The organism is Streptomyces sp. LS-MS-L19, assembly GCF_058382285.1.
Map to the genome: position 1 here is coordinate 8781233 of NZ_JBYCLL010000001.1, position 26162 is coordinate 8807394.

The window sequence follows — 26162 nt, forward strand, 5'->3', positions numbered from 1 at the left end:
AGGGGCGCTCTCCTCGTGGCGCTGTTCGGCCATAGCTGACAAGGCGGGTCACCGTCTGCCGGCCGTTCCGGCGCTCACGCCGACCAGGAGGGCGCTGGCGGTGGTGCGGTGGCCCGGCACGTCCGACGCCGGGCACCGATCGCTGTGCCGACAGCCACCGGCTCCTCGTTCCACGTCGGCTGCCGCTGGTCTCAGGCAGGGCGTCGGATGGCCTGTACGGCGGTGTCGTAGAGGTCGAACATGTCGGCCTGTCCGCCCCGGCGTACCCATTCCTCGTTGGCTGCCTGCATGCAGACGATCGCTGCGGCGGCGATCGCGCGGGCCTGCAGGGTGCGCTGGTCGGAGTCGGGCAGTCGCGGCTCGATGTGCGGTGCGAACAGGTCCTGCCAGCGGGCCTGCTTCTCGGCGTGTCCGGCACGCAGGGAGTCGTTGCCGAAGAGCAGCGTGATGAACTCCAGGCGACCTTCGGCCGTTATGTCGATCTCCTCGAGCACCTGGAAGGCGGCGCGCAGCGCGGTCCAGGGATCCTCGTCGGCCGGCCTCTCGGCGAGACGCGCGGCGATCAGTTCGCCCTGCTCGTCCAGACCGCTGAGGGCGAGGTCCTCCTTGTTGCGGAAGTAGTTGAACAGGGTGCGCCGGGAGACGCCCGCCGCGGCGGCGACCTCGTCGAGGGTCGTGTTGTCGAAGCCCTTGGCGCCGAACAGCTCGATGGCGGTTTGGGCCAACAGGGAGCGGACCACCGAGCGCGTCTGCTCCCGGATGGGGGCCGGTTTCTGAGTCATGCACCAATGGTACGCGGTATCACTCAATGCAGTGCCTTGCACTCTATGCAAGACCGTGCGCGGGGTGAACCCATGAGGGGCGATCATCATGAGCGGCTTGGGCGAGATCCGGTTGATCCATACGCCGGCTGGCGCGGGCCCTCGACGTCCGGCAGACAGAGCCAGCGCACAGCGTCACGCCCCCGTCCGCCGTGAACCCCACGTCGATGCGTTCTGCCATGGTCACTTGCTTTGCGGAACCGCGACAGCGGTGGCCCGGCACCTCCCGCGCCGGGCCACCGATGTCGACGCCACGTGTCCGCCGGCGTGTGTCAGCGAATCGTGGCCAGCGTGAGGGTGAAGCCGGCGTCAGGGTCGGACCAGAGCTGCTGTGGCCGCAGGCCTGCCTCGGCCATCTCCGCGTGGAGCCCGTCCGTCGTGAACTTGGCGCTGCGTTCGGTGATCCATTCCTCTCCGGGCGCGAAATGCACCGGCAGGTCGAGTTCCCGGATCTTGACGAGCTGGTCGACCCGGCTGCGCAGCCTCATCTCGATGTGGCTTTCCGTGCTGTTCCACACCGCCACGTGGTCGAAGGCATCGGGGTCGAAGTCCGCGTTCAGCTCGTGGTTCAGCACGTGCAGCAGGTTCTTGTTGAACTCCGCCGTGACGCCCTGTGCGTCGTCGTAGGCGGCGATCATCTCGTGCTCCGGCTTGACCAGGTCGGCCCCGATCAGAAGGAAGTCCTCCCGGCGCATGATGTCCCGGAGCCCCCGGAGGAAGGGCCCCCGCGCGGGGCGCCGGAAGTTCCCCAGCGTGCTGCCGAGGAAGGCGATGAGCCGCGGCTCGTCATCGGGCAGCGAGGGCAGGACGAGCGGAGCCGTGAAGTCGGCGCGGAGAGCGTGCAGCCGGATCCCGGGATAGTCCTGGACGAGTTGGGCGCTGGCTCCCTGGAGCGCGTCCGCGCTGACGTCGACGGGAACGTAGTTCAGCCCGGCCGCTCCGAGCGCCTCGATGAGCAGCTTGGACTTCGTCGAACTCCCGGACCCGAGCTCGACCATGCTGCGGGCTCCGGTCCGCGCCGCCACGTCCTTGGCGTGACGGCGGAGCAACCCCAGTTCGGCCCGCCACAGCGGGTACTCCGGAAGCTGGGTGATCTCCTCGAAGAGTTCGCTGCCCCGGGCGTCGTAGAACCACGTGGGAGCCGTGGACTTGGGGGTGCCGGTCAGTCCGCCGCGGATGTCGGCGCGCAGCGCCTTGGCGTAGTGCTCGGCCTCGAGGGTGTCGGTGTAGCCGTAGGCGCGGGTGCTGGTCATGATGGCCTCTCCTCGGACGACGTCCTGCCGGTGGGTGCTGTGCGGGACACGGCCGGTGCCGCGACTACGGTCAACTCGGTGATCTGCTCGAAGAGTTCACGCGGGGTGTCCTCGGGCGGGGTGCGGGTCGGAAGGAACGGACTCACGTGCGGGGCTCCTCGAGTGGTTCCAAAGACTTGAGCGGTGTCAGCAGCACGTCGGTGCGGCTCGCCGCGAGCAGCGTGCGGTCGGGGACCTCCTGCCAGTGCGGATCGTCGTCGTACGGCTCGGAGGCCACGACCGTGCCGAGGCCGGGCCGCTGGAGGTACCAGAGGGTGTCGCCCCAGGCGGTCGCGGCGATGGACTCGCCGTTCGTCAGCAGCAGGTTGAGCCGGGAGCCGGGGGCCGCCTCGGCGACCTCCAGGACCGTGTCGGCGAGCGCCTGGCCCTCCTCGTCACCGCCACGCAGCCGATTGAGCACCAGGGCCCATACGAACGCCGAGTCGTTGCGGGCCTCCATGGACAGCAGTTCCGCCGGAGGAAGCGAGGCGGTGAGGGGGGCCAGGGAGCTCGGCCAGCCCTTGACCGCGCCGTTGTGGCTGAACAGCCAGGGCCCCGAGGCGTACGGCGCCGCCGCGGCCTCGGCGTCGGCTCCCGCCAGCGTCGCGTCCCGTACGGCGGCCAGGATCGCCGGGCTCCTCACGACCCGTGCCAGATCGGCGAACGACAGATCGGCCCAGATGGGCCCGGCGCGCCGGTACCGTGCCGGGACCGGGTCGCCCTCGGCATACCAACCGACCCCGAAACCATCGGCGTTGACGGTGCCGTACCGCTGCCGACGCGGTGCCCAGGACTGCCGGTACAGGCCGTGCGGGGGCTCCACGAGGAGCCGGCCGAGCGGCTCCTCCGGTCCCAGATAGGCCAGGTGACGGCACATCAGACGGCCTCCGCGGAACGGGCCGTACGGAAGCCGGAGAAGATCTGCCGCCGGATCGGGTAGTCCCAGTTGCGGAAGGTGCCCCGGCAGGCGACCGCGTCCACGGCGAACGAACCGCCGCGCAGCACCTTGTGGTCGGGGCCGAAGAACACCTCCGAGTACTCCTTGTACGGGAACGCCTGGAACCCCGGGTAGGGCTCGAAGTCGCTCGCCGTCCACTCCCACACGTCACCGATCAACTGCCGTACGCCGAGCGGCGATTCGCCCTGCGGGTAGCTTCCGGCGGGGGCCGGACGGAGGTGCCGCTGCCCCAGGTTCGCGTGTTCCGGCGCGGGGTCGGCGTCGCCCCACGGGTAGCGCGTGGAGCGGTTGCCGGCCGGGTCGTGCCGGGCCGCCTTCTCCCACTCCGCCTCGGTCGGCAGCCGCCGTCCGGCCCAGCGGGCGTAGGCGTCGGCCTCGTACCAGCAGACGTGGACCACTGGCTCGTCGCGCGGCACGACCTCGGTGACGCCGAAGCGCCTGCGCAGCCACCGCTTGCCGTCCCGGCTCCAGAACAGCGGTGCCTGGATGGAGTGTTGGCGTATGTGGGCCCAGCCCGCCGGTGCCCACCAGCGCTCGTTCTCGTAGCCGCCGTCGTCGATGAACGCCTGGTACTCGGCGTTGGTCACCGGCGTGGTGTCGATGTAGAAGGCGTCCACCTCCCGCCGGTGCGCGGGGCGTTCGTTGTCCAGCGCCCACGGCTCGTCGGAGGTGCCCATGGTGAACGGGCCGCCGGGGACCAGGACTTCGGCCGGGCCGGTGAACAGCAGGGCCGGTGCCGGATCCGGGGCGGTCAGGGCCGTGGGGCCCTTGCGGAGCTGATGGGTGATCAGCATCGTCTCGTCGTGCTGCTGTTCGTGCTGGGCGATCATCCCGAAGGCGAAACCGGCCTCGGTGAGCCGGGTCCCGTGCAGCGCGCTGCCCTCCAGGATGTCCAGGACCCGGCCGCGCACCTCGGCCGCGTACCGCCGGGACTCCGCGGGCGACAGCAGGGGCAGGGTGGGGCGTTCGGAGCGCGGGTGCTCGAAGGCGTCGTAGATGCCGTCGATCTCGGGCCGTATCGCCTCCTGCCCGCCGACCGTGCGCAGCAGCCACTGCTCCTCCTGGTTGCCGATGTGGGCGAGGTCCCACACGAGCGGCGACATCAGCGGCGAGTGCTGGGCGGTCAGGTCGGGGTCCTCGACGCAACTGGTGAGGAGCGTGGTGCGCTCCCGGGCGGTGACCAGGGTGGACACCGCCCGCTCGCGGAAGGACTCGGGGTCCACCGAGGGGGCGGTGATGGGGTCGGTCATGTGCGGATTTCCTTCCCGAGCGAACCGTGGGTCCGGTCCAGCAGATCGTCGGCGGGGCAGCGGCCCCGGATCACGTAGTCGTGCAGATACGTTTCGACGGCGCCCGTGACCTCGGGCGTGGCGCCCAGCCGGGGCAGGCCTTCCAGGGCCGCCGTGAAGCACGCCACGGCCGCCTCCCGCAGCTCGGGGTCGGCGAGGCCGTGGCGGGCCGCGTCGATCCACAGCGGATTGTGCGGGGCGGGCAGGGACAGGGTGCGCTCGGCGAGCGGCTTGACCACCCGGTACGCCGTCTCGGCGGTCTCCGGGTCGTCGAAGAGCACGGCCGTCACGGCGAGCGGGACGATCCAGCCGTCCTGGCCGGGCTGCGCGTCGATCATGCGCAGTTCGAGATGGCCGCGCGGCCTGACCGGCGGGAACAGCGTCGAGACGTGGTAGTCGAGGTCCTCCCGGGTCGGCTGCCGGGGCACCCCCGACCTGGCCCACTCCCGGAAGGTGAGCCCCTCCGGGACGTCCCAGGGCCCGCTGTCCCGCCGTATGCACATCACCGGCGCGTCCAGGACGTGCCGGGCCCAGGCTTCACGCGGCGCGGCGTCCAGGTCGGGGCCGCCCGCCCGGCCCTTGCCGATCTCCGTCCACAGCAGCTGGCGGGTGGAGAGCCAGCCGGTGGGCTCGGAGCGGGCGAGGGGCGAGTTCGCGAAGGCGGCCACCAGGACGGGGCCCAGCTGGTGCGCCAGCCACCAGCGGCGTCCGAGCCCCAACGGGCCGGGCTCCTCGTACCCGGCGTCGACGCACACCTGCACGGAGGCCGAGGTGCACATCATGGCCCGGCCTGCCGGGCCGGTGCGGTCGAGGCAGGTCTCCATGGCGTCGTAGCGGGGTTCGCGGAGATATCTGCGCGGAGGGTGCCAGGGGTCGTGCCCCAGGCCGACGAGGCCGAGACCGTGCTCGGCGAGGGCCGCCCGGACGGCGGCGAGGTCGGCGGAGACGGTGGCGATGCACTCCGTCAGGGAGTCGGCGGGCTGGGAACTCAGCTCCAGCTGGCCGCCCGGTTCGACGGTGAGCGCCGACTTCAGGGGCACGGTCCGCAGTGCGGCGTAGGTCGCCGCGAGTCGTTCGGATGTCACGGGGAGCCGCGGCCCGCGCAGCTCGTGGACGAGCCATTCCAGTTCCACCCCGATGCGGCGGGGCGGGCCGGTCTTGAAGCAGATGCCACGGACCAGGGCCTCGAGCTCTGCTTCGGGGAGCGATGTACGAGGCTTCGTACAGTCGCCTGTGGAGTCGGACATGTCGGGATCCTCCTGAGATTCCACCATGCCACCGGTCCGGGGATCAGGTTGGGTCGGACCGGCAACGCTCGTCCCACCCAAGACCCTGATGCCGTTCCGCACAAGGGGGCACATCCGTGCATTAGGGGCTGTGGATCTCCGTTTCCCCGGTGTTTTCGAGGCGTTTTCCCGCTGGGCCGGGCGCGGGAAACTCTGTTGCACCACATCCCCGGCATCGCCCACGATTCCTGCATGAGCACGACGAGGGGGACCGCGCGGCGCGCGGTCATGGCGCCTACGGGGGTGGCGCCATGAGCGCGCGGCTGCACGGTATCGCGCAGGAGACGGAACAGATCGTCGCGGCGGGGCGCTATCGGGCGCCCGACGGGCGCGAGGTGGTGCTGGCCGCGGAGATCGAGGCGGCGCGGGCGGGGACGCGGATGGTCGGCCCCGGGCCGGTGGAGGTGCCGGAGTTCGCTCCCGCGGACACGTTCATCGAGGTCACGGGGGAGAGCAGCCTGGAGGCGGCACGCCGGCTCGGCGAGGGCGCGAGCGAGCGCGTGGCCGTGCTGAACTTCGCCTCGGCACGCAATCCGGGCGGTGGCTATCTGAACGGCGCCCAGGCCCAGGAAGAGGCGCTGTGCCGGGCTTCCGCGCTGTACACCTGCCAGCTCCGGGCCCGGGAGTTCTACGACCACCACCGCGCCCATCGCGACCCGTTCTACACCGACCGGGTCATCCACTCACCGGCCGTGCCCGTGTTCCGGGACGACCGCGGCCGTCTGCTGGACTCGCCGCACCTGGTCGGCTTCCTCACGGCGGCCGCACCCAACGCCGGAGTGGTGCGCCGGACGGCACCCGATCGGGTGGCCGAACTGCCGCGGGCCCTCGCGGTGCGCGCTGAGCGGGTGCTCTCGGTCGCCGTGGCCGAGGGCTACCGGCGACTGGTGCTGGGCGCCTGGGGCTGCGGGGTCTTCCAGAACGACCCCGCGCAGGTGGCGGGGGCGTTCCGGACACTGCTCGGCCCCGGCGGACGGTTCGAGGGCGCCTTCGAGCACGTGGTGTTCGGGGTGCTGGACCGTACCCGGGGCGAGGTGGTCCGGGCGGCGTTCGCGCGGGCGTTCGCGGACCGCGTGCCGCAGCGGGGCTGACGTACGGGCGTTCGCGGGCTGTGTGTCGCGGCGGGGCTGGCGTACGGGCGTTCGCGGGCCGTGTGTCGCGGCGGGGCTGACGTACGGGCCTTCGCGGACCTCGTGCCGCAGCGGAGCTGACGTACGGGCCTTCGCGATCCCCGTGCCGCAGCGGCACCGACCGTCAGGTCCAGCCGTACCGCTGCGTCCGCGGTCCCCATGCCGCCCCGGCACCGACCGTCAGGTCCAGCCGTACCGCTGCGTCCGCGGTCCCCATGCCGCCCCGGCACCGACCGTCAGGTCCAGCCGTACCGCTCGTGCAGCCGCTGCCTGACCAGGTTGAAGCGGCCCCGGTCCAGGGCGCAGGCCTCGCGGCGCATGCCCTCCTCGTGGAGGCGCAGGACGCGGTCGACGTCGACCCAGGAGTCCCGCCCGGTGCGGTCCCAGGGGCCGCTGCCGATGGCGACCCACTCCCTGTCCCCGTCGTGCCGCTTGCTCGACAGCTGTACGGCGAGGACGGTGCCGGCCGCCTCGCGGGCGACCACGAGCACGGGCCGGTCCTTGCCGCGGCCGTCGTTCTCCTCGAAGGGCACCCAGGTCCACACGATCTCCCCGGGGTCCGGGTCGCCGTCGTGGGCGGGGGAGTACTCGGTGCGCACCCTGCCGACCTCGCGGGGGTCGGCCTCGGTGGTGGCGGTGGCGCCGAAGCGGCCGGGGACGTTCTCATCGGTAAACGCAGTCACGGGGGCACCTTATGGCGTCCGCGGGACCGTGCGGGGAGTACGGTCGGTCGGATGAGCGAAGCGGCGGGCGCGGTCACCTTCGTGTGGCTGGGGATGGTGCTGGCGATCTCCTTCCTGGAGGCGCCGCTGAAGTTCCGCGCCCCGGGCGTGACGATCCGGATCGGCCTGGGCATCGGCCGCCTGGTCTTCCGGGCCCTGAACCTGGTGGAGAGCGTCCTGGCCGCCACGGTGACCGTCCTGGTCGCGGTCGACGGCGCACCGGCCCGGGACCTCTCGTGGACCGCGGCGCTGCTGGTGCTGCTGGTCGGTCAACTCGCCGTGGTCCGCCCCCGGTTGAACCGCCGCTCCGACCGTGTCCTGGCCGGCGAGGACCTCCCCCGCTCGCGCGGCCACCTCGTCTACATCGCCTTCGAGGCCGCGAAGGTCGTCACCCTGATCGGCCTGGGTGTCACGCTGCTCGCGCGGTGAACAACGGCGGCCCGGGACCCTTTTCTCCAAAGGCCCCGGACCGCCAGTCCTTCACTCCTTGACCTATTCCTTGACCGGAACCTTCTGCACGGGCGGTGTGGCGACGCCGTTCAGCGAAGTGCCGTTGACGTTCTGCCCGTTCTGGTTCATCGACGCCAGCAGCTGACGGGCGAGTCCCAGCCCCGTGCCGCCCATGGTGAGCGCCTTGGCGAACATGTCCGCCATGCCGTCGGCGCCGTTGAGCACCACCATGTTGTCGACGTTGCCGAACGCGGACGCGCCGGCCTTGACGATCTCCGGCCAGTTCTCGGCGAGTTGCTGGGCGACGACCGCCTCCTGGTTCTCGGCGAGGGCGGCGGCACGGGCCTTGATGGCCTCCGCCTCCGCGAGACCCTTCGCCCGCGCGGCCTCCGCCTCGGCCAGACCCTTGGCCTGCGCGGCCGCGGCCTCCGCCTCACCCGTGGCCCGGGTGGACGCCGCCGTGGCCGCACCGCGGGCCTTGGTCGCCTCGGCCTCGGCACTGGCCGCCGCCTTGACCCGGGTGGCCTCGGCCGCCGCGGCCAGCTCGGTCTCCTTCGCCTTGGCCTCGGCCCCGGAGATCCGCGCGTCACGCTCGGCCTCGGCGAGCGTGCGCTTCTCGTAGGCCTTGGCGTCCGCCGGCTTGCGGACGTCCGCCTGGAGCTGCTGTTCGCGCCGGTGCGCCTCGAGTTCGGCGACCCGGGTCTCCTGGACGACGACCTCCTGCCGGGCGGCGGCGTCGGCGAGCGGACCGGCCTGGCGCGCCGCGGCGCCCGCCTTGTCCCGCTCGGCCTGGTAGCCGGCCTGGAGGATCTCGCTGTCCCGGGTGGCCTGCGCCATCCGGGCGAACGACTGCTGCTCGGCCTCGGTGGCCAGCCGGTTCGCCTCGGCCTGCGCGATGCGCGCGTCCCGCTGGACGGCGGCCGCGTGCGGCATCGCCAGGTTCTGGATGTACCCGGTCGGGTCCTCGATCTCGTGAATCTGCAGGGAGTCGACGATGAGCCCCAGCTTCTCCATCTCCGTGCCGCAGGCGGCCCGGGTCTGCCCCGTGAGCTTCTCCCGGTCGCGGATCATGTCCTCGACGGTCAACCCGCCGACGATGGACCGCAGATGACCGGCGAACACGTTGTGCACCCGCTCCGACATCAGCTTCTGCTGGTCGAGGAAGCGGCGCCCCGCGTTGGCGATGGACACGAAGTCGTCGCCCACCTTGAAGATGACCACGCCCCGCACCTTGAGCGGAATGCCCTGGTGGGTCACGCAGTCCACATGCAGTTCGGTCTCGTTCAGGTCCAGCGAGAGCTTGCGCACCGCCTGCACACCGGGCAGCACCAGCGTGCCCCGCCCGGTGACGATGCGGAATCCCATGCCCGCTTCGAGCCCCTCGGTCTTGTGGTTCGAGCCCGAGATGATCAGTGCCTCGTTGGGTTCCGCGACACGCCACATCAGCTTGAACAGACCGATCAGAACGGCGATGGCACCTACGGCCACCCCCGCAACGACGCCGACAACCATCGGCATACGCCCCCTTGAAATGGTGCCCTTTCGGCACCGAACGAAGGGAGTCTGCGCCTGTTTGCGGCGGTGTTGAAGACGCTGGCGGATCCTTGTCGAAACCTTGATACAAACGCTTCTCACCTGCGCGTTGGCAGGCTCAACTGTCGTACGCCGCCTGCACGTAGACCGTCCTCGGCGGCAGGTACTCCACCACCATCACCACGGTGCCGCGCTCGATCCGGTCCGTACCGGAGGCGGGGTAGGCGAGGAAGTGCTCGGCGCCGCCCCGCACCCGGACGATCACCTCGCCGACGAGCCCCGGCCCGATCGTCCCCGTGACCCGCCCCATGAGCCCGACCATCGACGCATCGTCCATGGTCACAGGGTACGGGCGGGCACCGTCACGCGGCGGGGGAATCCAGCGCGTTCACGTGGCGGGGGAATCCACTGCGCTCACGCGGCGCGGAATCCAACGCGCTCGCGCAGCGGGCGAATCCAGCGCGTTCACGCGGCGGGCGAATCCAGCGCGACCCGCTCCGGCGGCCAGGACTCGTGCCAGCGCAGTTCCGCCTCCAACTGCGCGGCGAGCGACAGCAGCAGCGGTTCGCTGTTCGCCGGCCCGAGCAGCTGGGCCCCGACCGGCAGACCGCCCTCGACGAACCCGGCGGGCACGTTGACCCCGGGCCACCCCAGCACGTTCCACGGCCAGGCATAGGGACAGGCCGCGATCATCGCCCGGTCGGTGGCCAGTCCGCCCAGCTCCAGCATGGCCCCGATGCGCGGCGGGGGAGCGGCCGTGGTGGGGGCGAGGACGACGTCGTACGACGCGAAGAACCCGCCGATACGGCGGTGCAGGACCGCCTCCGCGCGCCGCGCCGCCCGCAGCGGCACCCCGCCCAGCAGTCCGCCGAGCCGGGCCGCGTCACGGGTGCGGCGGTCGAGGAGCGCCGGGAAGGGGGCCTCGCGGACCCGTTCGGCGAGACCGGCGGTGGCGCGCGGGATGAAGGTGAGCCCGATCTGGCCGTACGGCGGATCGGCCTCCTCGACCGTGTGTCCCAAGTCGCCGAGTTTCTCGGCGAGTTCGACGACCCGGGCCCGGACCTCCGGCTGGAGCCGGGCGGGCAGCGCGGTGAACGGCGGCTTGAGGGCGAGCGCGATGCGCAGCCGGCCGGGGTCGCGACCGACGGCCGCGGCGGCCTCGACGGCGGGCGGTCGGTGCGGGTCCAGGTCGTGGTTGCCGCTCGCCGCGTCGAGGAGCAGGGCCGCGTCGGCGACCGTGCGGGCCAGCGTGCCGTTGACGGTGATGCCCTGGAAGGACTCGCCGCGCGGCCAGGTGGAGATGCGTCCGCGCTGCGGCTTGATGCCGACGAGGTGGGTCCAGGAGGCGGGGATCCGTACCGAACCGGCCCCGTCCGAGCCCAGCGCGGCGGGCACGAGTCCGGCGGCCACGGCCGCGGCGGACCCGCCGGACGAGCCGCCCGGGGTGTGCGCCGGGCTCCATGGATTGCGGGTCGCGCCGAAGGCGGGTCCCTCGGTGAACGGCCACTGCCCGAACTCGCAGGTGTTGGTCTTGCCGACGATCACGGCCCCGGCCGCGCGCAGCCGCCGTACCGCCTCACCGTCCCGGGCGACCGCGGGGAACTCGCCCCGGCAGCCGAACGCGGTCGGCTCGCCCGCCACGTCCATGTCGTCCTTGACGGCGACGGGCACGCCGAGCAGTGGTTTGCGTGCACCGGTGGCCAGTTGGGCGTCGGCGGCCACCGCCTCGGCGAGCGCGGCCTCGGTCCGTACGATCCGGAAGGCGTTGAGGGAGCCCTGGGAGGACTCGATCCGCGCCAGGGTCCGTTCGACGAGGGCCAGGGAGGTGATCTCGCCGGCGGCCAGCGCCCGGGCGGTCTCCACCAGCCCTGCGGAGCGGTCGTACGTCATACGGGGGCACCTCCGTGCTGCGGACCGACGCCGTCTACCGAACGGTAACGTCGGTAAGCGCTTCGACGGAACACGGGCCGGGAGAACACCGGCTGCCCGCAAGGGGATTGACGTGTTCCGGTCACCCCCTTACGGTCTGACCGACTTTCCGAACTCCGTTCGGCATGTCGGACATCAGAGCCGCGTCCTTGTCCGAGGGAGAGCCGCCCGTGACCACACGTCCCCCCACGCCGTCCCGCCGCACCCTGCTCCGCGCGATGGCCGCGTTGCCGGCCTCGGCTGTCCTGTTGGGCGAGCTGCCGGGCCCGGCCCTGGCCGCCGTCCCGCCCAGCGGCTCCGCCACCCGCTACACGATCGTGCCGTTCCTCAACAGCAACGACGGCACGGTGAACGTCTACCAGTCCGACGACGCCACGGACTTCCGGCTCCTCAAGTCCTCCGCCTACACGCCGCCCAGCAACAGGATCCGCGACGCGAGCGTCCTCAAGCACACCGACGGCTCCTACTACCTCACCTACACGACCCACACCTGGCAGGACGTCAGCACCACCATCGGCTTCGCGCGCAGCTCCGACCGGGCCAACTGGACCTTCCTGTACGACTACACGGTCCCGATCGCCAACCTGTCCCGCGCGTGGGCGCCGGAGTGGTTCGTCGACGGCGACGGCAGCGTGAACGTCATCGTGTCCTGCTCGCTCACCAGCGACGAGTGGATCTTCACCCCGTACCGGCTGCGGGCCACGAACTCGGCCCTGACGGCGTGGAGTTCACCGGTGGCCCTGTCCGGCCTCGGCGCGAACCACATCGACACCTACGTGGTGAGGACCGGCTCGACCTACCACGCCTTCACCAAGAACGAGACGACGAAGTACATCGAGTACGCGACGGCGTCCGCCCTGACGGGCCCCTACTCCATCTCCAGGACGGGGAACTGGGCGGGATGGGGCAGCTACCGCGAGGGCCCGTCCGTGATCCAGCTCGACAACGGCGGCTGGCGGATCTTCTTCGACGGCTACGGCGACGGCACCTACTACTACAGCGACAGCTACGACACCTTCGCGACCTGGTCGGCCCCGGCCGCGCTACCGGTGATCTCGGGCACGGCACGCCACTTCACGGTCGTCAAGGAGACGGTGTCCGGCGGCCCCTCGCTCGCGAAGAACGTGACACGCTCCTTCCGCTCGGCCAACTACACCACCCGCTACTGGCAGAACCAGTCCTCGCTGCTCAACCTCCCGGTGGTGACCGCCTCCAGCACGGCCGCCGAGAAGACGGCGTCCACCTTCACGGTGGTCGCCGGCCTCGCCGACTCGAGCGGCTTCTCCTTCCGCGACTCCTCCGGCCACTACCTGCGCCACTGGGACTTCCGTGCCCGCTTCGACGCCAACGACGGCACCTCGACCTTCGCCAAGGACGCTACGTTCATCGCCCGCACGGGCTCGTCGTCGGGCTCGATCCGCTGGGAGTCGTACAACTACCCCGGTTACTACCTGCGCCACTACAACTACCAACTCGGCGTGGCCCGGGCGGACGGGACGGAGCTGTTCCGGCAGGACAGTTCGTTTGTGCCGGTGACGGCCTGGGCCTGAAGCATGGGTGCGGCCCCTGTGCGCTCTCGTAGTCGCACGGGTCGCCGCCTCGCTCATGCGGGCCTCGCAGTGTCCCGTCCGCGCGGAGCCAGCAGGACGACCGTGTCCCCCGGCCGGGGCAGGGGTGCGCTGCCTGCGGTGACCGGATCGAGGCGGCCGTCCGGGCGCACGAGGAACAGCAGATCGCTGCCCGGCGGCAGGGGGTCCTGGGCGGGCTGCCCGAGAACGGCTGCCCCCTCCTCGTACCTGTGGGCGATGGCCGGCCAGGTCAGGTCAGGGCCGAACAGAACCTCGCCACCGATGAACGGGGCCACCACGCCGTGGCTGTCGGCGGGTGCGCTGAGGCGGTGGACCGTACCCTCCAGGCTGCCTCGCAGAAGGACCGCCGCCAGTGCGTTGAAGTCGTCCTCGGCGGTGAGGAAGTACACCGCCGTGATGCCTTCCAGCTGGGCGCCCCCACCCGTGGCGGCGCCCAGCAGCTCACCGGGCGCAAGCTCGATCCCGGCCTGCCGGACACGTTCGCGCTGTTCCTCCTCGCCCGCCCACATCAGCACCTCGAGGCCGGCTGACCTCAGGGCCGCGCCCAGGTCGACCACCCAGGGGTCACCGCCGACCAGCAGGGGCCGAGAGCGGGAGGGGCGTACGACGCCCAGGAGCCGGGCGACGGACGTGGCGGTCAGGCCGTAGAGGGTCACGGTCGCGACGATGACCACGAACGTGGCGGGAAGGATCTTCGAAGCGCCGCCGATCCCCTGCGCCACCAGCCCGGCCGAGAACGTCGAAGCCGTGGCGGCCGCGACGATGCCGCGCGGTGCCATCCAGCCGATGAAGCCCCGCTCACCGCGTGTCAGGTCGGTGCCGACGGTGGACACGACCGCGACCACAGGCCTGACGACCAGCACCAGAAAGGCGGCGAGCCCGAGCGCTGGCAGCCACACATGGCGCAGCGAGTGCGGAGTGACGGTGGCCGAGATCGAGATGAAGAGCAGACCGAGGATCAGACTGACGAGAGTCTCGAAGAAGGGCCGGCGCGCGGGTACGCCGATGCTGGGGATGTTGGCCACGGCCACGCCCATCACCACGGCGGCGATGAGTCCCGTGTCGTCGCGCAGGACGTCGCAGAACGCCGCCACCCCGATCACCGCGGCGAGCTGCGCCGTGGTGCCGAGGATCTCGCCGAGCCGCAGTACCCGGAACAGCACCCACAGCAGCGCCGCGCCGACCGCTCCCGCGGCCACTCCGATGCCCATGCTGCCGAGGAAATGCTCCATCCCACCGCCGAGGTGGTGGCCCGAGCTCGCCACGAGCCCGTGGAAGACCAGTGCCCCCAGGACGCCGCCGACCGGGTCGATGAGAGAGCCTTCCCAGATGAGGATGCGCTGGAGCCGGTCCGTCGGCCGGACGAAGCTGAGGAGCGGTCCGACCACCGTCGGCCCCGAGACCACGAGAATCGTGCCGATCATGACCGCCGCCCGCCACGACATGCCCAGCAGTGGCGCGGCAAGGACCGTGCCGAGCAGCCCTGTGGTCAGGACACCGATCCAGATCAGCCGGACGACGACGCGGCGGGTGTGGCCCTTCAGCCTCGCCAGGTCGAGCCCGAGGCCGGCGTCGTAGAGGATCACCGCGACGGCCAACGACACCAGCGGTGAGAACGCCGGCCCCAGCAGCCGCTCGGGGTCGACCTCGTCGATCAGTGCTCCGCCGGCGAGGCCGACCGGCAGCAGGACGATGAGGGCGGGGACGCGCAGGCAGCCGGCGAGGATCTGCGACCCGACGGCCAGGACCACGATGAGGCCCACACCGATGAGCACCTGGTTCGTCGTCACAAGGGGGCCTCTCGATGTGTGGGTGGCGGGGGCCGCGACCGCGTGGTCACTCTCCCCATGGCGTGATGCCCCAGCGGACGGTGTGCCGCTCCCCGGGAGCGAGGCTGATGAGGCCGGTGCCGCTGCGGAAGGCGTCCGGGGGACAGGTCATCGGCTCGACGGCGATCGCCCGACGGCGCTCCCCCGGCGGGAGGGTGTCGCCGGTGTAGAGCTGCACGTAGCCGGCGCCTTCACCGAGCCACACGTCCGTGCCGGACGCACCCGACGGGTGGGCCAGGCGCACCACGGCCCGACCGTCCGCGTCCCGGTCGAGGTCGCTGAAGGGAGTGTCCAGCCGGAGCGCGCCGACGGTTCGTGGAGTGCGCAGGTCGTACGCGGTCCCGGCGACCGGCTCGGCGGCCACCGGCAGGCCGCGCTCGTCGGTGCGCAGCCATGTCCGGGCGGGGACGGTCAGCACCGCCTCGTCGACGACGGCGGTGCCCGCGGTGACGTAGGGATGCTGGCCGAAACCGTAGGGCGCGGGGCTCACGTCGAGGTTGCGCGCGGAAACGGCGACTTCGAGCCCGCCGTCGCCCAGGGCGTACTCGGCGCGGACGCGGAGGTGGAAGGGGTAGCCCGGCTGCGGCCACAGCGGAACCTCCAGGACGGCGCGGCTGCCGCTCGCCTCCACGACCTGCCAGGCGACCCACCGGAGCAGCCCGTGGATGGCGTTGCCGCCCTCCGGCTCGGTGAGCGGCAGCTGTTGGTCCTGCCCGTCCCAGGCGTACCGGCCGTCGCGGATCCGGTTGGGCCACGGCACCAGGACCTGGCCACGCCCGCCCGTGATGCTGTCCTGCTCGGAGAATCCGTCGACGACGGTGCGTTGACCGAACGTGTACGACCGAAGGGCCGCGCCCAGCTCGACGACGACGGCACGGTGGGTGCCGTGACGAAGGGTCAGTTGCCGTCCGGTGCGGCTGTCCTGCACGCGTGGCCTCCTCGGGCCTCGGCCGGTGTCCTCGGACGCCGATGGGGTGGTGGCCTGCGGTGTCGGCCCCTCGTCGGGAGGGTGCGTCCCCGCACAGACCGGGTCAAGCGCGACACGTTCCTGCCGGCGGGATCGCCGGGCAGGTTCGCCTGCTGGGGTCACGGACGGCACGTCAACCGCTGCCCGTCCGCCCGCTGCGACGGCCGATACGCCGCCAGACCGCCCGTTGGAATCTGATCATCAGCACACCCACCAGGATCAGCAGCACGATGTTGAGCAGGAGTTGGACCAGGGATCCGCGTGCCTCGCTCCAGCTGGAGAACGCGCAGGAGACACCGATGTCGGCGGCGGCCGGGATGGTGGTGACCGAGATGAAGACGCCGAGCAGCGCGCTCGTCCTGGCCTGGGTCAGGGACATGATCCCGACGATGCCGGCCAGCACCGCGACGACGACGGAGAAGACGTCGGGGGCGTCGATCAGCGAGGAGACCGGTCTGACGCCCAGCTCGAACGCCCTGGGCTGGAGGTCGAGCCACCGGATCCCCCAGGAGAACAGGAAGGTCACCAGGACGGCCAGCAGGAAGCCCACGGTCAGGGCGATCAGGCCCTGCCGGACCCTGGTGCCGTTGCGGCGGTCGATGCCCAGCGCAACGCTGGTGATGGCGCCGTACTCCGGCCCTACGACCATCGCCGCGACGATCAGGATCTGGGAGTTGGTGATGATGCCCACCGCCCCGATGACGCCCGCGATGACCAGGTAGACGTAGAAGCTCGGCAGGTAGGTGCCCTCGGCGCGAATGCGCGCTTCGACCTCCGCCCAGACCGGCGCGTGCGCGAGCGCCCCGAGCTGCTGCCGCTCGGCTTCGGCCGCGGTGCCGGAGAAGGCCATCTCGACCGGCTCGATGACGATGGATCCGTGGCGGTCGAGTTCCAGCTCGCGCAGACCGCGCAGCACGGCGTTGGCCGCACCCGCCAGGATGTCGCACTCGATCGCGTCGCCGTCGGGACGGTGCGCCAGACCGGCGAGGACGACCAGGTTGAACACATAGCGGTCGTCGGTCAGCAGCCCGACCGCCCGGGGGGTGAGATCAGGAGGGCTCACCAGCCGGACGTGGATCATCTCCATGCGCAACCTTTCCCACCCGTGATCGACCGACTCCGGCCAGTAACACCCGGCGGGTGAGGGTCGGCAAGCCGGATACGTGCACGGCTCCGTCGTCCCCGGTCGCCCGGTCCGAGCCCGTACCGCGGACGGCCTGGCAGGTCACCGTTGCGCCGAAGGAGTTCCGACGGGCAGGGGTCACCCGGGTGGCCGATAGTGGAGGCAGGGGGCCCTTCCCCGACCTCGGAGCAGCCATGGATCGCTACCCTCCCATCGCCGACCACGGCCTGGTGGGCGACCTGCAGACCGCCGCGCTCGTCTCGTCGCAGGGCGTCGTCGACTGGTTCGCGGCTCCCCGGTTCGACTCGCCCAGCATCTTCGCCGCGCTGCTCGACCACGACGGCGGCGGGTACCTGCGGCTGGCCCCGGAGCATCCCGAGGCGACCTGCAAGCAGCTCTACTACCCGGACACGGCCATTCTGGTGACCCGGTTCCTGTCGCCGGACGGAGTGGGCGAGGTGGTCGACTTCATGCCTCCGGACCGGACCCGCACCGCCACCGACCGCCACACCCTGATCCGCCTGGTGCGGGCCGTGCGCGGGACGGTCGACTTCACGCTCGAGTGCCGGCCGCGCTTCGACTACGGCCGGGCCGCGCACGAACTCGAACTGGGCGAGAACGGCGCGCTGTTCAGGGCCCCCGGCATCGACGGGCACCTGCAGTCCACCTTCCCGCTGGAACGGGACGGCGAGGACGTGCGCGGAAGGGTGACACTGCGCGCCGGTGAGTCCGGCGGCGTCCTGTTCACCGTCTGCGCGTCCGGCGGCGAGGCCCCGGCACCTCCCACGGTCGAGACGCTCACCGGGCAGTTCGAGGCGGTCAGCCGGTTCTGGCAGGACTGGTTGCGCCAGTCCCGCTACCGGGGACGGTGGCCCGAGCTCGTGCACCGTTCGGTCATCACGCTCAAGCTCCTCACCTACGCCCCCACCGGCGCTCTGATCGCGGCGGCCACCATGGGACTGCCCGAGCAGGTGGGCGGAGAGCGCAACTGGGACTACCGGTTCACCTGGGTACGCGACGGCGCGCTGTCGGTGCGGGCCATGCTGGACCTCGGCTTCGTCGAGGAGGCCACCGCCTTCGTCCACTGGCTGGTGGACAGGCTGCGGGAGCGCGAGGGCAAGGAGGAGGAGCCGCTCCAGACGATGTACCGGATCGACGGCAATCCCGACCTGCCGGAGGAGACACTGGAGCACTTCGAGGGCTACCGCGGTTCCTCCCCGGTCCGCGTCGGCAACGGCGCCGCCGACCAGCTCCAGCTGGACATCTACGGCGAGGCCCTCTACGCGGTGTCCCAGGGGCGCGAGATCGCCCAGCAGGCCAGCTTCGAGGGCTGGCAGACGCTCGCCAGGACACTGGACTGGCTGGCCGACAACTGGGACCGGCCCGACGAGGGCATCTGGGAGACCCGGGGCGGTCGCCAGGACTTCACGTACAGCCGGGTGATGTCGTGGGTCGCCTTCGACCACGGGTTGCGCCTGGCCGACCACTTCCGCCGGCCCGCCGACGTGGAGCGGTGGCGCAAGGCGAGGGACGCGGTGTTCGACCAGGTGATGGAACGCGGCTGGAGCGAGAAGGAGCGCGCGTTCGTCCAGCACTACGACGGCGATGTCCTGGACGCCTCGCTGCTGCTCATGCCCGTGGTCGGGTTCACCGCTCCGCGGGCCACGGCCTGGCTCTCCACACTGGACGCGATGAACCGCAAGCTCGTCTCCGACAGCCTTGTCTACCGCTACGACCCGGCGGCGTCACCGGACGGGCTGCGCGGCTCGGAGGGCACCTTCAGTCTGTGCACCTTCCTCTACGTCGACGCGATGGCCCGGGCGGGGCGGCTGTCCCAGGCCCGCTACACCTTCGAGAAGATGCAGACCTACGCCAACCACGTCGGCCTGTTCGCCGAGGAGGTCGGTCCGAGCGGGGAGCAACTGGGCAACTTCCCGCAGGCGTTCACCCACCTGTCGCTCATCATGGCGGCCATCACCCTCGACGAGGCACTCGACGCGGAGAAGGGGCGCTGACCCATGGTCACGCATGCCCGGCCGGCCCGAGCGCCACGGCTGACCGAGGGCGAGTTCGACGTGCTCCACCGGCGCATGCTCGCGCGCGCCACCTGGGCTACGGGTGACCGGGGCGCTCTGGCCGCGCTCACCCCCGCCCGGGTGCTGGCCGCCACCCGCGAGGTGCGAACCGGCCGGACGGTCACGCTCGCCGCGCCGGTGGAAACGCGCCCCGGCCCCGACAACCCGGAGCCCGCGAGGCACCGGATGAGAGGGCAGCCGAAGGCGGACACCGCCAACCGGCTCGGCTTCGCGATGGACAGCTTCGCGATGAACATGCACGGCGACGCCGACAGCCACCTCGACGCCCTCTGCCACGTGATCTACGACGGCACACTGCACGGCGGCGTGTCCGCGAGCAGTGTGACGGCGGACGGGGCCACGGCGCTCTCCGTCGAGGCGGCGCGCGACGGGATCGTGGGACGCGGCGTGCTGCTGGACATCCCGCGGCTGCGCGGCGTGCCATGGCTCGAACCCGGTGATCACGTAACGGCCGACGACCTCACCGCGGCCGAGACCGCCCAGCACGTCCACGTGGGCGAGGGCGACCTCCTGTTCGTCAGGGTCGGCCACCGGCGACGCCGCGGGGAGCTGGGCCCCTGGCACGCGGCGGAAGCGCGCGCGGGGCTGCATCCGTACGCGATGGAGTTCCTGGCGGACCGTCGGGTCGCCGTGCTCGGCGGCGACGGGAACAACGACACCGCCCCGAGTTCCACGGAGGGCGTCGACTTTCCCGTGCATGTGCTGGCGGTCCACGCCCTGGGCCTTCACCTGCTGGACTACCTGCAGTTCGAGGACCTGGCGCCGCTCTGCGAGGCGGAGGGACGGTGGTCGTTCCTCTGCGTGATCGCCCCGCTGCGGCTGCCGTACGCCACCGGCTCGCCGGTCAACCCGATCGCGGTCCTGTGACCCGGGCGCCGACGGTCGTGGTGGTGATGGGTGTCTCGGGGTCGGGCAAGTCCACCGTGGGAAAGCTGCTCGCGCAGCGGCTCATGGTGCCCTTCCTGGAGGGAGACGACCTCCACCCGGCCGCGAACCGCGCCAAGATGACCGCGGGTCGCCCACTCGACGACGAGGATCGCCGCCCGTGGCTGCTGTCCGTCGCCCACTGGGTCCGCGAGGCGGCCGATGCCGGCTCGGGCGGGGTGGTGGCGTGCTCGGCCCTCAAACACGCGTACCGGGACCAGTTGCGCGCGTCAGGCCCGGGCACGTGGTTCCTGTATCTGGCGCTCGACCACGCGACCGCCGGCCGACGGGTCGCCGGACGCCCGGGCCATTTCATGCCGGTTCAGCTGCTGGACTCCCAGTACGCCGATCTCGAACCACTGCGGCCGGACGAGCCCGGCCTGACCGTCGACGCGGTGGCCGCCCCGGCGGCCATCGTCGACCGGGTGGTGCAGGCCGTCCCGGCCGTGCGGTGACCGCGCGCCTGATCGACTTCGTCGGGTCGCCGCCCTCCGACTCACCCGATAGCGTGATATTTGGCGCTGAATGACCCGATTGCGCGGGAGTCCGTGCGGGACAGCACGAGCCCGGCGACCCTCCGGGCGGGCGCTGCGGCCAGGACAGCCGACGACTCCGAGGACGGGACCCTCTCATGGCCGACGATCAGCACTACGACGTCATCGTCATCGGTACGGGAGCGGGCGGCGGAACGCTCGCCCACCGGCTGGCCCCGACCGGCAAGCGGGTCCTGATCCTGGAACGGGGCGGCTACCTGCCGCGCGAGCGGGACAACTGGAACTCCACCGCCGTCTTCGTCAAGGGCAAGTACCGTGCCCCCGAGTTCTGGTACGACAAACACGGCAGACAGTTCCCCCCGGAGGTCAACTACTACGTCGGGGGCAACACCAAGTTCTACGGCGCCGCGCTCTTCCGGCTGAGGCCCGAGGACTTCGGCGAGCTCCGCCACCACGACGGCATCTCCCCGGCCTGGCCGATCCGTTACGAGGACCTGGAGCCGTACTACACCCAGGCCGAACACCTCTATCTGGTGCACGGACGGCACGGCGAGGACCCCACCGCCGGGCCCACCAGCGCCCAGTACCGCTACCCGCCCGTCGAGCACGAGGCGCGCATCCAGCAACTGAGCGACGATCTGGGCAAAGTCGGCCTGCACCCCTTCCATCTGCCCATCGGGGTCAACCTCAGCCAGGACGAGCACGGCCGGGCCACCCACGACAGCGTCTGCATCCGCTGCGACCGGGTCGACGGCTTCCCCTGCCTGGTCGGCGCCAAGTCCGACGCTCAGGTCATCTGCGTCGACCCGGCACTCCGGTACGACAACGTCACGATGGTGACCGACGCGAACGTGCGGCGACTGGAGACCGACCCGACCGGACGCACCGTCACCAGGGTCGTCGCCGAGCTCGGGAACGGAGTGACCGCGACGTTCGGCGCCGACATCGTGGTCGTTGCCGCCGGTGCGGTCAACTCGGCCGTCCTGCTGCTGCGTTCGGCCAACGACAAGCATCCCGGCGGCCTGGCCAACAGCTCGGACGTGGTGGGACGCCACTACATGCGGCACAACAACCTGGCGCTGATGGCGGTGTCGAAGGAACCCAACCCCACCAGATTCCAGAAGACCCTCGCGCTCAACGACTGGTACCTGGGCGCGGACGACTGGGAGTACCCGCTCGGCGGCATCCAGATGCTCGGCAAGTCGGACGCCGACCAGATCCATGGCGAGGCGCCGCGCTGGGCCGGCGCCGTCATGCCCGACATGCCCTTCGAGGTGCTGGCGCACCACGCCGTCGACTTCTGGCTGTGCGGGGAGGACCTCCCGCTGCCCGAGAGCCGGGTCACCCTCGACAAGGACGACGCCATCCACCTGACGCTGGACGAGAAGAACAACATCGCCGGACTCAAGCGTCTCCAGCACAAGCTGCGGGGGATGCTCGGGCACCTGGGCATGCACGAGCACCACCTGCTGGATCACAGCATCTACCTGCACAAGGGCATGCCGATCGGTGCCACCGCGCACCAGGCGGGCACCGTGCGGTTCGGTGACGACCCGCGCAGTTCGGCCCTCGACGTCAACTGCAAGGCGCACGACCTCGACAACCTCTACGTCGTGGACACCAGTTTCTTCCCCAGCATCGGCGCGGTGAACCCGTCCCTGACCGCCATCGCCAACGCCCTGCGGGTCGGCGACCACATCGCCGCCCGGCTGAACTGACGGGGGAGTGGCCCACGGCGTCGCGCGAACCGGCCCCGCGCCGCTACAGGTTGTCCCCGGTGGCTCGGGCGGCCCCGGTGTCGGCGTCGGTGAGCTCCTCCAGCTCACCCATGATGTCGAGCCGGTAGAGCAGCACGAGCGCCGGGCCGACCAGCACGATCGCGATGCCCGTGACGATCACCAGCCAGCGCAGGGTGTGCGCGGCCCCGGCCGCCTCGGCCACCGTCAGCGAGGTGGGCAGCATGTAGGGCCGCTGCGCGAAGCCCCAGGCGCCGACGGTCAGGGCGACGCTCGCCACCGAGGCGGGGCGGGACCAGCCGTACGCTCGGCGCCACAGAAGCAGCACCGTGGCCAGGCCGCAGACCGCGGCCAGGATGATCAGCAGCAGTCCCAGGCCGCCGGTGAGGCCGTCCCAGACGTACCGGGCGTCGTCATGGGTGACGGGCAGGGCGACGAGCGCGAGGACGACGACCGCGGCGAAGGCGGCCAGCGCCCGCAGCCGGAAGTAGTCGACGAGGTCGTCCGCGCCGAACCGCAGGGCGTCTGAGCAGAGGAAGACCGCCCCGAGGAACGCGGTGGCGGCGACGGCCAGCAGGCCGGTGAGGACGGAGGTGCCGTTGGCCCAGGCGTCAGCGGAGGCGGTCGTGCCCACCTTGACCCGCCCGGAGGCGATGCCGCCGAGCACCGCCCCGAGGAAGAACGGGGTCACCAGCGAGGAGACGGCGAACATCGCGCCGTAGAGCCGTCGTTGGGCCAGGCGGCGGGTCGGCTTGCGCAGGGCGAACCCGGCGCCGCGGAGCACCAGACCTACCGCGGCGAGGGCCAGCGGCAGCCACATCGCGGAGAAGACGGCCTGGAACACCGTCGGGAAGCCGGTCCACATGATGACCAGGACGAAGATCAACCAGACGTTGTTGACCTCCCAGACCGGTGCCATGGCGTGGTCGATGAGCCAGCGGGGCCGCTTGCCGCGCTCGGCGCCGCCGGCCAGCAGGTCCCAGAAGCCGGCGCCGTAGTCGGTGCCCCCGGCGCACGCGTAGGCGGCGATCACGACCACGAGCACCCATGCGATGAACTCCGCCATTACGACGCACCGCCAGAGGTGTGGCCGGACCCGCCCTCGGACGAGGTCCCGGCGGCTGTGGGCTCGGGCTCGCTTCTCGGCCCGTACGGGGTGTCGCTCTCCGGCGGCAGGTCGGCGCGCGCGGCCGAGCCCTCGTCGGCGATGCGCCAGCGGGTGCGCATCTTCAGGACGACCGCGAGGAACGCGCCGAAGACGGTCACGTACACGGCCATGACGATGCCGAGCATCGCCCACAGCGATCCGGCGCCCGTGCTGGTCACCGCCTCCGAGACCCTCATGTGGCGGTACACGATCCAGGGCTGGCGGCCGACCTCCGTGGTGATCCACCCGCACTCCACGGTGACCAGACAGGCGGCTCCGGCGACCGCGGCGCAGCGGTAGAACCAGCGGCTGTGCGGGTTGTCCCGGTGCCTCCACCAGGACCAGGCGTACCAGAGGGCGAGCAGGATCAGCAGGCTGCCGATGGTGACCATGATGTCGAAGGCCCAGTGCGCGATGGTGGCCTGGACGGCGGTGGGGCGGTCGGAGGCCGGCACCGAGGTCAGCCCGGTCACCTTGGTGCTGGGCTTGAAGCCGGCGAGGATCGAGTCCAGTTGGGGGATCTTCAGACCGCCGGAGATCGTCCCGTCACTGTTCAGCCGTCCGAACATGTACTCGGGTACGTGGGTGTCGGTCTTCCAGACGATCTCCGTCGCGGCGAACTTGATCGGCTGCTTGTGGAAGACGGCGCGAGCGGCGGAGTCGCCGAGCATGAACTGAACCGGAGTGAGGATCGCGGCCACCGTGAACGGCACGGTGAATCCGAGCCGGTGGTAGCGGTCCCGGCGACCGCGCAGCCAGCCGACCGCGTACACACCGGCGACCACGTAGCCGGCGGTCAGGAGCATCGCGACCACGAAGTGCCAGTACTCCGGGCCGAACATCGGGGTGAAGATCGCCTGTCGCACGTCGACGTCGATCGGCTTGCCCTGGGCGTCGAGGCGGAATCCCTGGGGGGTGTTCATCCAGGAGTTGGCCGCGATGATGCCGAACGCCCCCATCAGGGCGGCCAGCGGCAGCGGCACGGCGAGCCAGAAGTGGGTCCAGGGCTTGAGCCGGCGCCATCCGTAGAGGTAGATCGCGATCAGGACGGCCTCGAGGAAGAACGCCCACCCCTCGATGCCGAAGCCGAGGCCGAAGACGTCGCCCCAGCGGCCCATCATGCCGGGCCACAGCAGACCGAACTCGAAGGACAGCACGGAGCCGGTGACGACGCCGACGGCGAACTGGACCGCCATCACCGCCGACCAGCGCCGCGCGAGCTGGAGGGCGACGGCGTCGTTGCGGCGCAGCCCCCGGTGGTGCATCAGCAGCGTGATGAACGGCAGGGCGACGCCGAACGGCACCAACAGGATGTGCGAGGCCAGGGTGAAGGCCATCAGTTCACGAGCCGGCAGCAGCTGGGCCGGGGCGTTGTTCGCCAGGAGGGCGGCTGTACTGAGCATGTGCGCCTCGATGGTCTGCCCCGCGGGGCGGGGCTGCGGAGGGACAGGATGCGGAGGAACGCCCGCGGAGGATCGGTCGGCCCGTCCTCAGGGAGACGGCGGGGGCGCCTTCGGCCCGGGCGCCCGGGCCGCCGAGGTGTCGGCGTCGGTGGCCGTGTCGGGCAGGGTGAAGGCGCGCTCGCGGCGCGAGCTCGTGGCGAAGGCGACGGACCAGCTGAGCACCGCGCCCAGCCTGCTGCGGAAGCCCGTGAGGAAGGCCAGGTGGATGAAGAGCCAGACCAGCCAGCCGGTGAAGCCCGACAGATGCAACGGGCCTGCCTTGACGACGGCCCGGCCGCGGGCGATGTAGGCGGCGCTGCCGAGATCCACGTACCTGAACGGCTTCGGCGCCTTCGTCCGGCCCTCGACGGCATGGCGCACGCTCCGGCCGGCGTACGCTCCCGACTGCATGGCGACCTCGGCCAGTCCCGGCAGCCTGTTCAGGCTCATCACGTCGCCCGTGACACGGATCTCCGGATGGCCGGGGACGGTGAGGTCGGGTTCGACGAGGATGCGTCCGGCCCGGTCCTGCTCGGCACCGGTTGCCCGGGCCAGCGCGGCAGCGATCGGCGGTGCCTCGACGCCCGCCGTCCACAGCACGGTCCGTGCGCCGTACCAGGTTGTCCTGCCGTCGTGGTCCCGTACCGTCAGGCCGCGCGCGTCGACGTCGGTGACCCTCGTGCCCAGGTGGAGCTCCACACCGAGCCCCTGAAGGGTCCGGGTGGCGCGGTGGGCCAGCGCGGGGCCGAAGGCACCCAGCACCGCGTCGGACCCCTCGAAGAGCAACACCCGGGCCTTGGCGGAATCGATCCTCTGGAACTCCCGGTCGAGGGTGTGCCCGGCGATTTCCCGGATCTGTCCCGCGAGTTCCACGCCGGTCGGGCCGCCACCGACGAGCGCGAAGGTGAGCCACTGCTGCCGTTCCCGGTGGTTCGCCGCCGTTTCGGCCATCTCGAACGCCCGGTAGATCCGCCGTCGGATGTCCAGCGCGTCGGCCAGGGTCTTCATGCCGGGGGCGTGCGCGGCGAACTCGTCGTGCCCGAAGTAGGACTGACGCATGCCCACCGCGACGATCAGCTCGTCGTAGGGCAGCTGAAGGATTCCACCCTCGGGTCGCCGGGCGTGCACCAGCCGGGCGCCGGCGTCCACGTCGGTGGCCTCGGCGAGCACACACCTCACGTTGTGATGGCGCCGAAGGACCCCGCGCAGCGGCTGCGCGATCTGCCCCTCGGACAGGATCCCGGAGGCGCACTGGTAGAGCAGCGGTTGGAAGAGATGGTGGGCACGGCGGTCGACCACGGTCACCGCGACCGGTGACGTCCGCAGGGCACGGGCGGCGAACAGCCCCGCGAACCCCCCGCCGAGGATCACCACCCGGCGGGGCCTGACATGATCCTGCATCTCG

Annotated in this window: 23 protein-coding genes; 7 read left to right on the top strand and 16 right to left on the bottom strand. The window is 71.4% G+C overall.

From position 1 onward, the window contains the following. Positions 1 to 191: 191 nt before the first annotated feature. The 6 genes from AC2XR2_RS39110 to egtA all read right to left on the bottom strand — a co-directional run bounded on the left by AC2XR2_RS39110 (position 192) and on the right by egtA (position 5607). On the bottom strand, positions 192 to 782 hold the full coding sequence (locus AC2XR2_RS39110; protein ID WP_330262922.1) for a TetR family transcriptional regulator: 591 nt from the start codon (positions 780 to 782) through the stop codon (positions 192 to 194). 311 nt (positions 783 to 1093) lie between these two features. Further along, positions 1094 to 2074: an L-histidine N(alpha)-methyltransferase gene (egtD, locus tag AC2XR2_RS39115; protein WP_491517684.1), complete on the bottom strand. Its 981-nt coding sequence runs from the start codon at positions 2072 to 2074 to the stop codon at positions 1094 to 1096. After that, positions 2071 to 2220 (bottom strand): hypothetical protein, encoded by a 150-nt coding sequence (locus AC2XR2_RS39120; RefSeq protein WP_381297156.1) that lies wholly within the window; start codon positions 2218 to 2220, stop codon positions 2071 to 2073. Before AC2XR2_RS39120 ends, egtD begins: the two co-directional genes overlap by 4 nt. Continuing rightward, positions 2217 to 2990: an ergothioneine biosynthesis protein EgtC gene (gene egtC, locus AC2XR2_RS39125; protein ID WP_449351958.1), complete on the bottom strand. Its 774-nt coding sequence runs from the start codon at positions 2988 to 2990 to the stop codon at positions 2217 to 2219. Before egtC ends, AC2XR2_RS39120 begins: the two co-directional genes overlap by 4 nt. Next, a complete protein-coding gene (gene egtB, locus AC2XR2_RS39130; protein ID WP_491517685.1) occupies positions 2990 to 4321 on the bottom strand; it encodes an ergothioneine biosynthesis protein EgtB in 1332 nt (443 codons plus the stop codon). The genes egtC and egtB overlap by 1 nt, the downstream gene beginning before the upstream one ends. Continuing rightward, the gene (gene egtA, locus AC2XR2_RS39135) at positions 4318 to 5607 is read right to left on the bottom strand and encodes an ergothioneine biosynthesis glutamate--cysteine ligase EgtA (protein ID WP_491517686.1); all 1290 of its coding nucleotides are present in this window, start codon (positions 5605 to 5607) and stop codon (positions 4318 to 4320) included. Before egtA ends, egtB begins: the two co-directional genes overlap by 4 nt. Before the next feature lie 290 nt (positions 5608 to 5897). On the opposite strand from egtA, the gene AC2XR2_RS39140 reads away from it, so the two are divergent. After that, positions 5898 to 6737, top strand: a complete 840-nt coding sequence (locus tag AC2XR2_RS39140) for a TIGR02452 family protein (protein WP_491517687.1) — start codon at positions 5898 to 5900, stop codon at positions 6735 to 6737. A 275-nt stretch (positions 6738 to 7012) separates the two neighbouring features. Here AC2XR2_RS39140 and AC2XR2_RS39145 read toward each other — a convergent pair whose 3' ends face one another. Further along, entirely contained in the window at positions 7013 to 7459 is a 447-nt protein-coding gene (locus AC2XR2_RS39145; protein ID WP_330262842.1) for a type II toxin-antitoxin system PemK/MazF family toxin, read from the bottom strand. Between the two features lie 51 nt (positions 7460 to 7510). Here AC2XR2_RS39145 and AC2XR2_RS39150 point away from each other — a divergent pair, with 51 nt between their 5' ends. Further along, positions 7511 to 7927 carry a hypothetical protein gene (locus AC2XR2_RS39150; RefSeq protein WP_491517688.1) on the top strand — a complete coding sequence of 139 codons (417 nt, stop codon included), beginning with the start codon at positions 7511 to 7513 and terminating at the stop codon, positions 7925 to 7927. A gap of 63 nt (positions 7928 to 7990) precedes the next feature. On the opposite strand, the gene AC2XR2_RS39155 is transcribed toward AC2XR2_RS39150, so the two are convergent. The 3 genes from AC2XR2_RS39155 to AC2XR2_RS39165 all read right to left on the bottom strand — a co-directional run bounded on the left by AC2XR2_RS39155 (position 7991) and on the right by AC2XR2_RS39165 (position 11371). Continuing rightward, the gene (locus AC2XR2_RS39155) at positions 7991 to 9466 is read right to left on the bottom strand and encodes a flotillin family protein (RefSeq protein WP_381297145.1); all 1476 of its coding nucleotides are present in this window, start codon (positions 9464 to 9466) and stop codon (positions 7991 to 7993) included. A 133-nt stretch (positions 9467 to 9599) separates the two neighbouring features. Then, on the bottom strand, positions 9600 to 9818 hold the full coding sequence (locus AC2XR2_RS39160) for an NfeD C-terminal domain-containing protein (protein WP_030044637.1): 219 nt from the start codon (positions 9816 to 9818) through the stop codon (positions 9600 to 9602). Positions 9819 to 9946: 128 nt separating this feature from the next. Then, positions 9947 to 11371: an amidase gene (locus AC2XR2_RS39165; RefSeq protein ID WP_449348332.1), complete on the bottom strand. Its 1425-nt coding sequence runs from the start codon at positions 11369 to 11371 to the stop codon at positions 9947 to 9949. A gap of 209 nt (positions 11372 to 11580) precedes the next feature. Between AC2XR2_RS39165 and AC2XR2_RS39170 the strand changes: the two genes are divergently transcribed. Further along, a complete protein-coding gene (locus AC2XR2_RS39170; RefSeq protein ID WP_491517689.1) occupies positions 11581 to 12960 on the top strand; it encodes a glycoside hydrolase family 43 protein in 1380 nt (459 codons plus the stop codon). A 53-nt stretch (positions 12961 to 13013) separates the two neighbouring features. Here AC2XR2_RS39170 and AC2XR2_RS39175 read toward each other — a convergent pair whose 3' ends face one another. From AC2XR2_RS39175 to AC2XR2_RS39185, 3 genes are all read right to left on the bottom strand, one after another. Continuing rightward, on the bottom strand, positions 13014 to 14789 hold the full coding sequence (locus AC2XR2_RS39175) for a cation:proton antiporter (protein WP_491517690.1): 1776 nt from the start codon (positions 14787 to 14789) through the stop codon (positions 13014 to 13016). A 46-nt stretch (positions 14790 to 14835) separates the two neighbouring features. Further along, positions 14836 to 15756, bottom strand: coding sequence for an aldose 1-epimerase family protein (locus tag AC2XR2_RS39180; protein WP_381297138.1), 921 nt, complete (start codon positions 15754 to 15756; stop codon positions 14836 to 14838). 172 nt (positions 15757 to 15928) lie between these two features. After that, positions 15929 to 16882 carry a DUF389 domain-containing protein gene (locus AC2XR2_RS39185; RefSeq protein ID WP_449348336.1) on the bottom strand — a complete coding sequence of 318 codons (954 nt, stop codon included), beginning with the start codon at positions 16880 to 16882 and terminating at the stop codon, positions 15929 to 15931. Positions 16883 to 17112: 230 nt separating this feature from the next. Here AC2XR2_RS39185 and AC2XR2_RS39190 point away from each other — a divergent pair, with 230 nt between their 5' ends. The 4 genes from AC2XR2_RS39190 (at position 17113) to AC2XR2_RS39205 (ending at position 22150) form a co-directional block, all read left to right on the top strand. Next, the gene (locus AC2XR2_RS39190; protein WP_381297134.1) at positions 17113 to 18933 is read left to right on the top strand and encodes a glycoside hydrolase family 15 protein; all 1821 of its coding nucleotides are present in this window, start codon (positions 17113 to 17115) and stop codon (positions 18931 to 18933) included. A gap of 3 nt (positions 18934 to 18936) precedes the next feature. Beyond that, positions 18937 to 19881 carry a cyclase family protein gene (locus AC2XR2_RS39195; RefSeq protein ID WP_491517691.1) on the top strand — a complete coding sequence of 315 codons (945 nt, stop codon included), beginning with the start codon at positions 18937 to 18939 and terminating at the stop codon, positions 19879 to 19881. Continuing rightward, positions 19878 to 20393 (top strand): gluconokinase, encoded by a 516-nt coding sequence (locus tag AC2XR2_RS39200; RefSeq protein ID WP_491517692.1) that lies wholly within the window; start codon positions 19878 to 19880, stop codon positions 20391 to 20393. Before AC2XR2_RS39195 ends, AC2XR2_RS39200 begins: the two co-directional genes overlap by 4 nt. A 176-nt stretch (positions 20394 to 20569) precedes the next feature. Beyond that, positions 20570 to 22150: a GMC oxidoreductase gene (locus tag AC2XR2_RS39205; protein WP_491517693.1), complete on the top strand. Its 1581-nt coding sequence runs from the start codon at positions 20570 to 20572 to the stop codon at positions 22148 to 22150. Positions 22151 to 22193: 43 nt separating this feature from the next. On the opposite strand, the gene AC2XR2_RS39210 is transcribed toward AC2XR2_RS39205, so the two are convergent. The 3 genes from AC2XR2_RS39210 to AC2XR2_RS39220 all read right to left on the bottom strand — a co-directional run bounded on the left by AC2XR2_RS39210 (position 22194) and on the right by AC2XR2_RS39220 (position 26158). Continuing rightward, a complete protein-coding gene (locus AC2XR2_RS39210; protein WP_381297128.1) occupies positions 22194 to 23234 on the bottom strand; it encodes a cytochrome d ubiquinol oxidase subunit II in 1041 nt (346 codons plus the stop codon). After that, positions 23234 to 24718, bottom strand: a complete 1485-nt coding sequence (locus AC2XR2_RS39215; protein WP_491517694.1) for a cytochrome ubiquinol oxidase subunit I — start codon at positions 24716 to 24718, stop codon at positions 23234 to 23236. Before AC2XR2_RS39215 ends, AC2XR2_RS39210 begins: the two co-directional genes overlap by 1 nt. Before the next feature lie 87 nt (positions 24719 to 24805). After that, entirely contained in the window at positions 24806 to 26158 is a 1353-nt protein-coding gene (locus tag AC2XR2_RS39220; RefSeq protein WP_491517695.1) for an NAD(P)/FAD-dependent oxidoreductase, read from the bottom strand. Between the last annotated feature and the right edge of the window lie 4 nt (positions 26159 to 26162).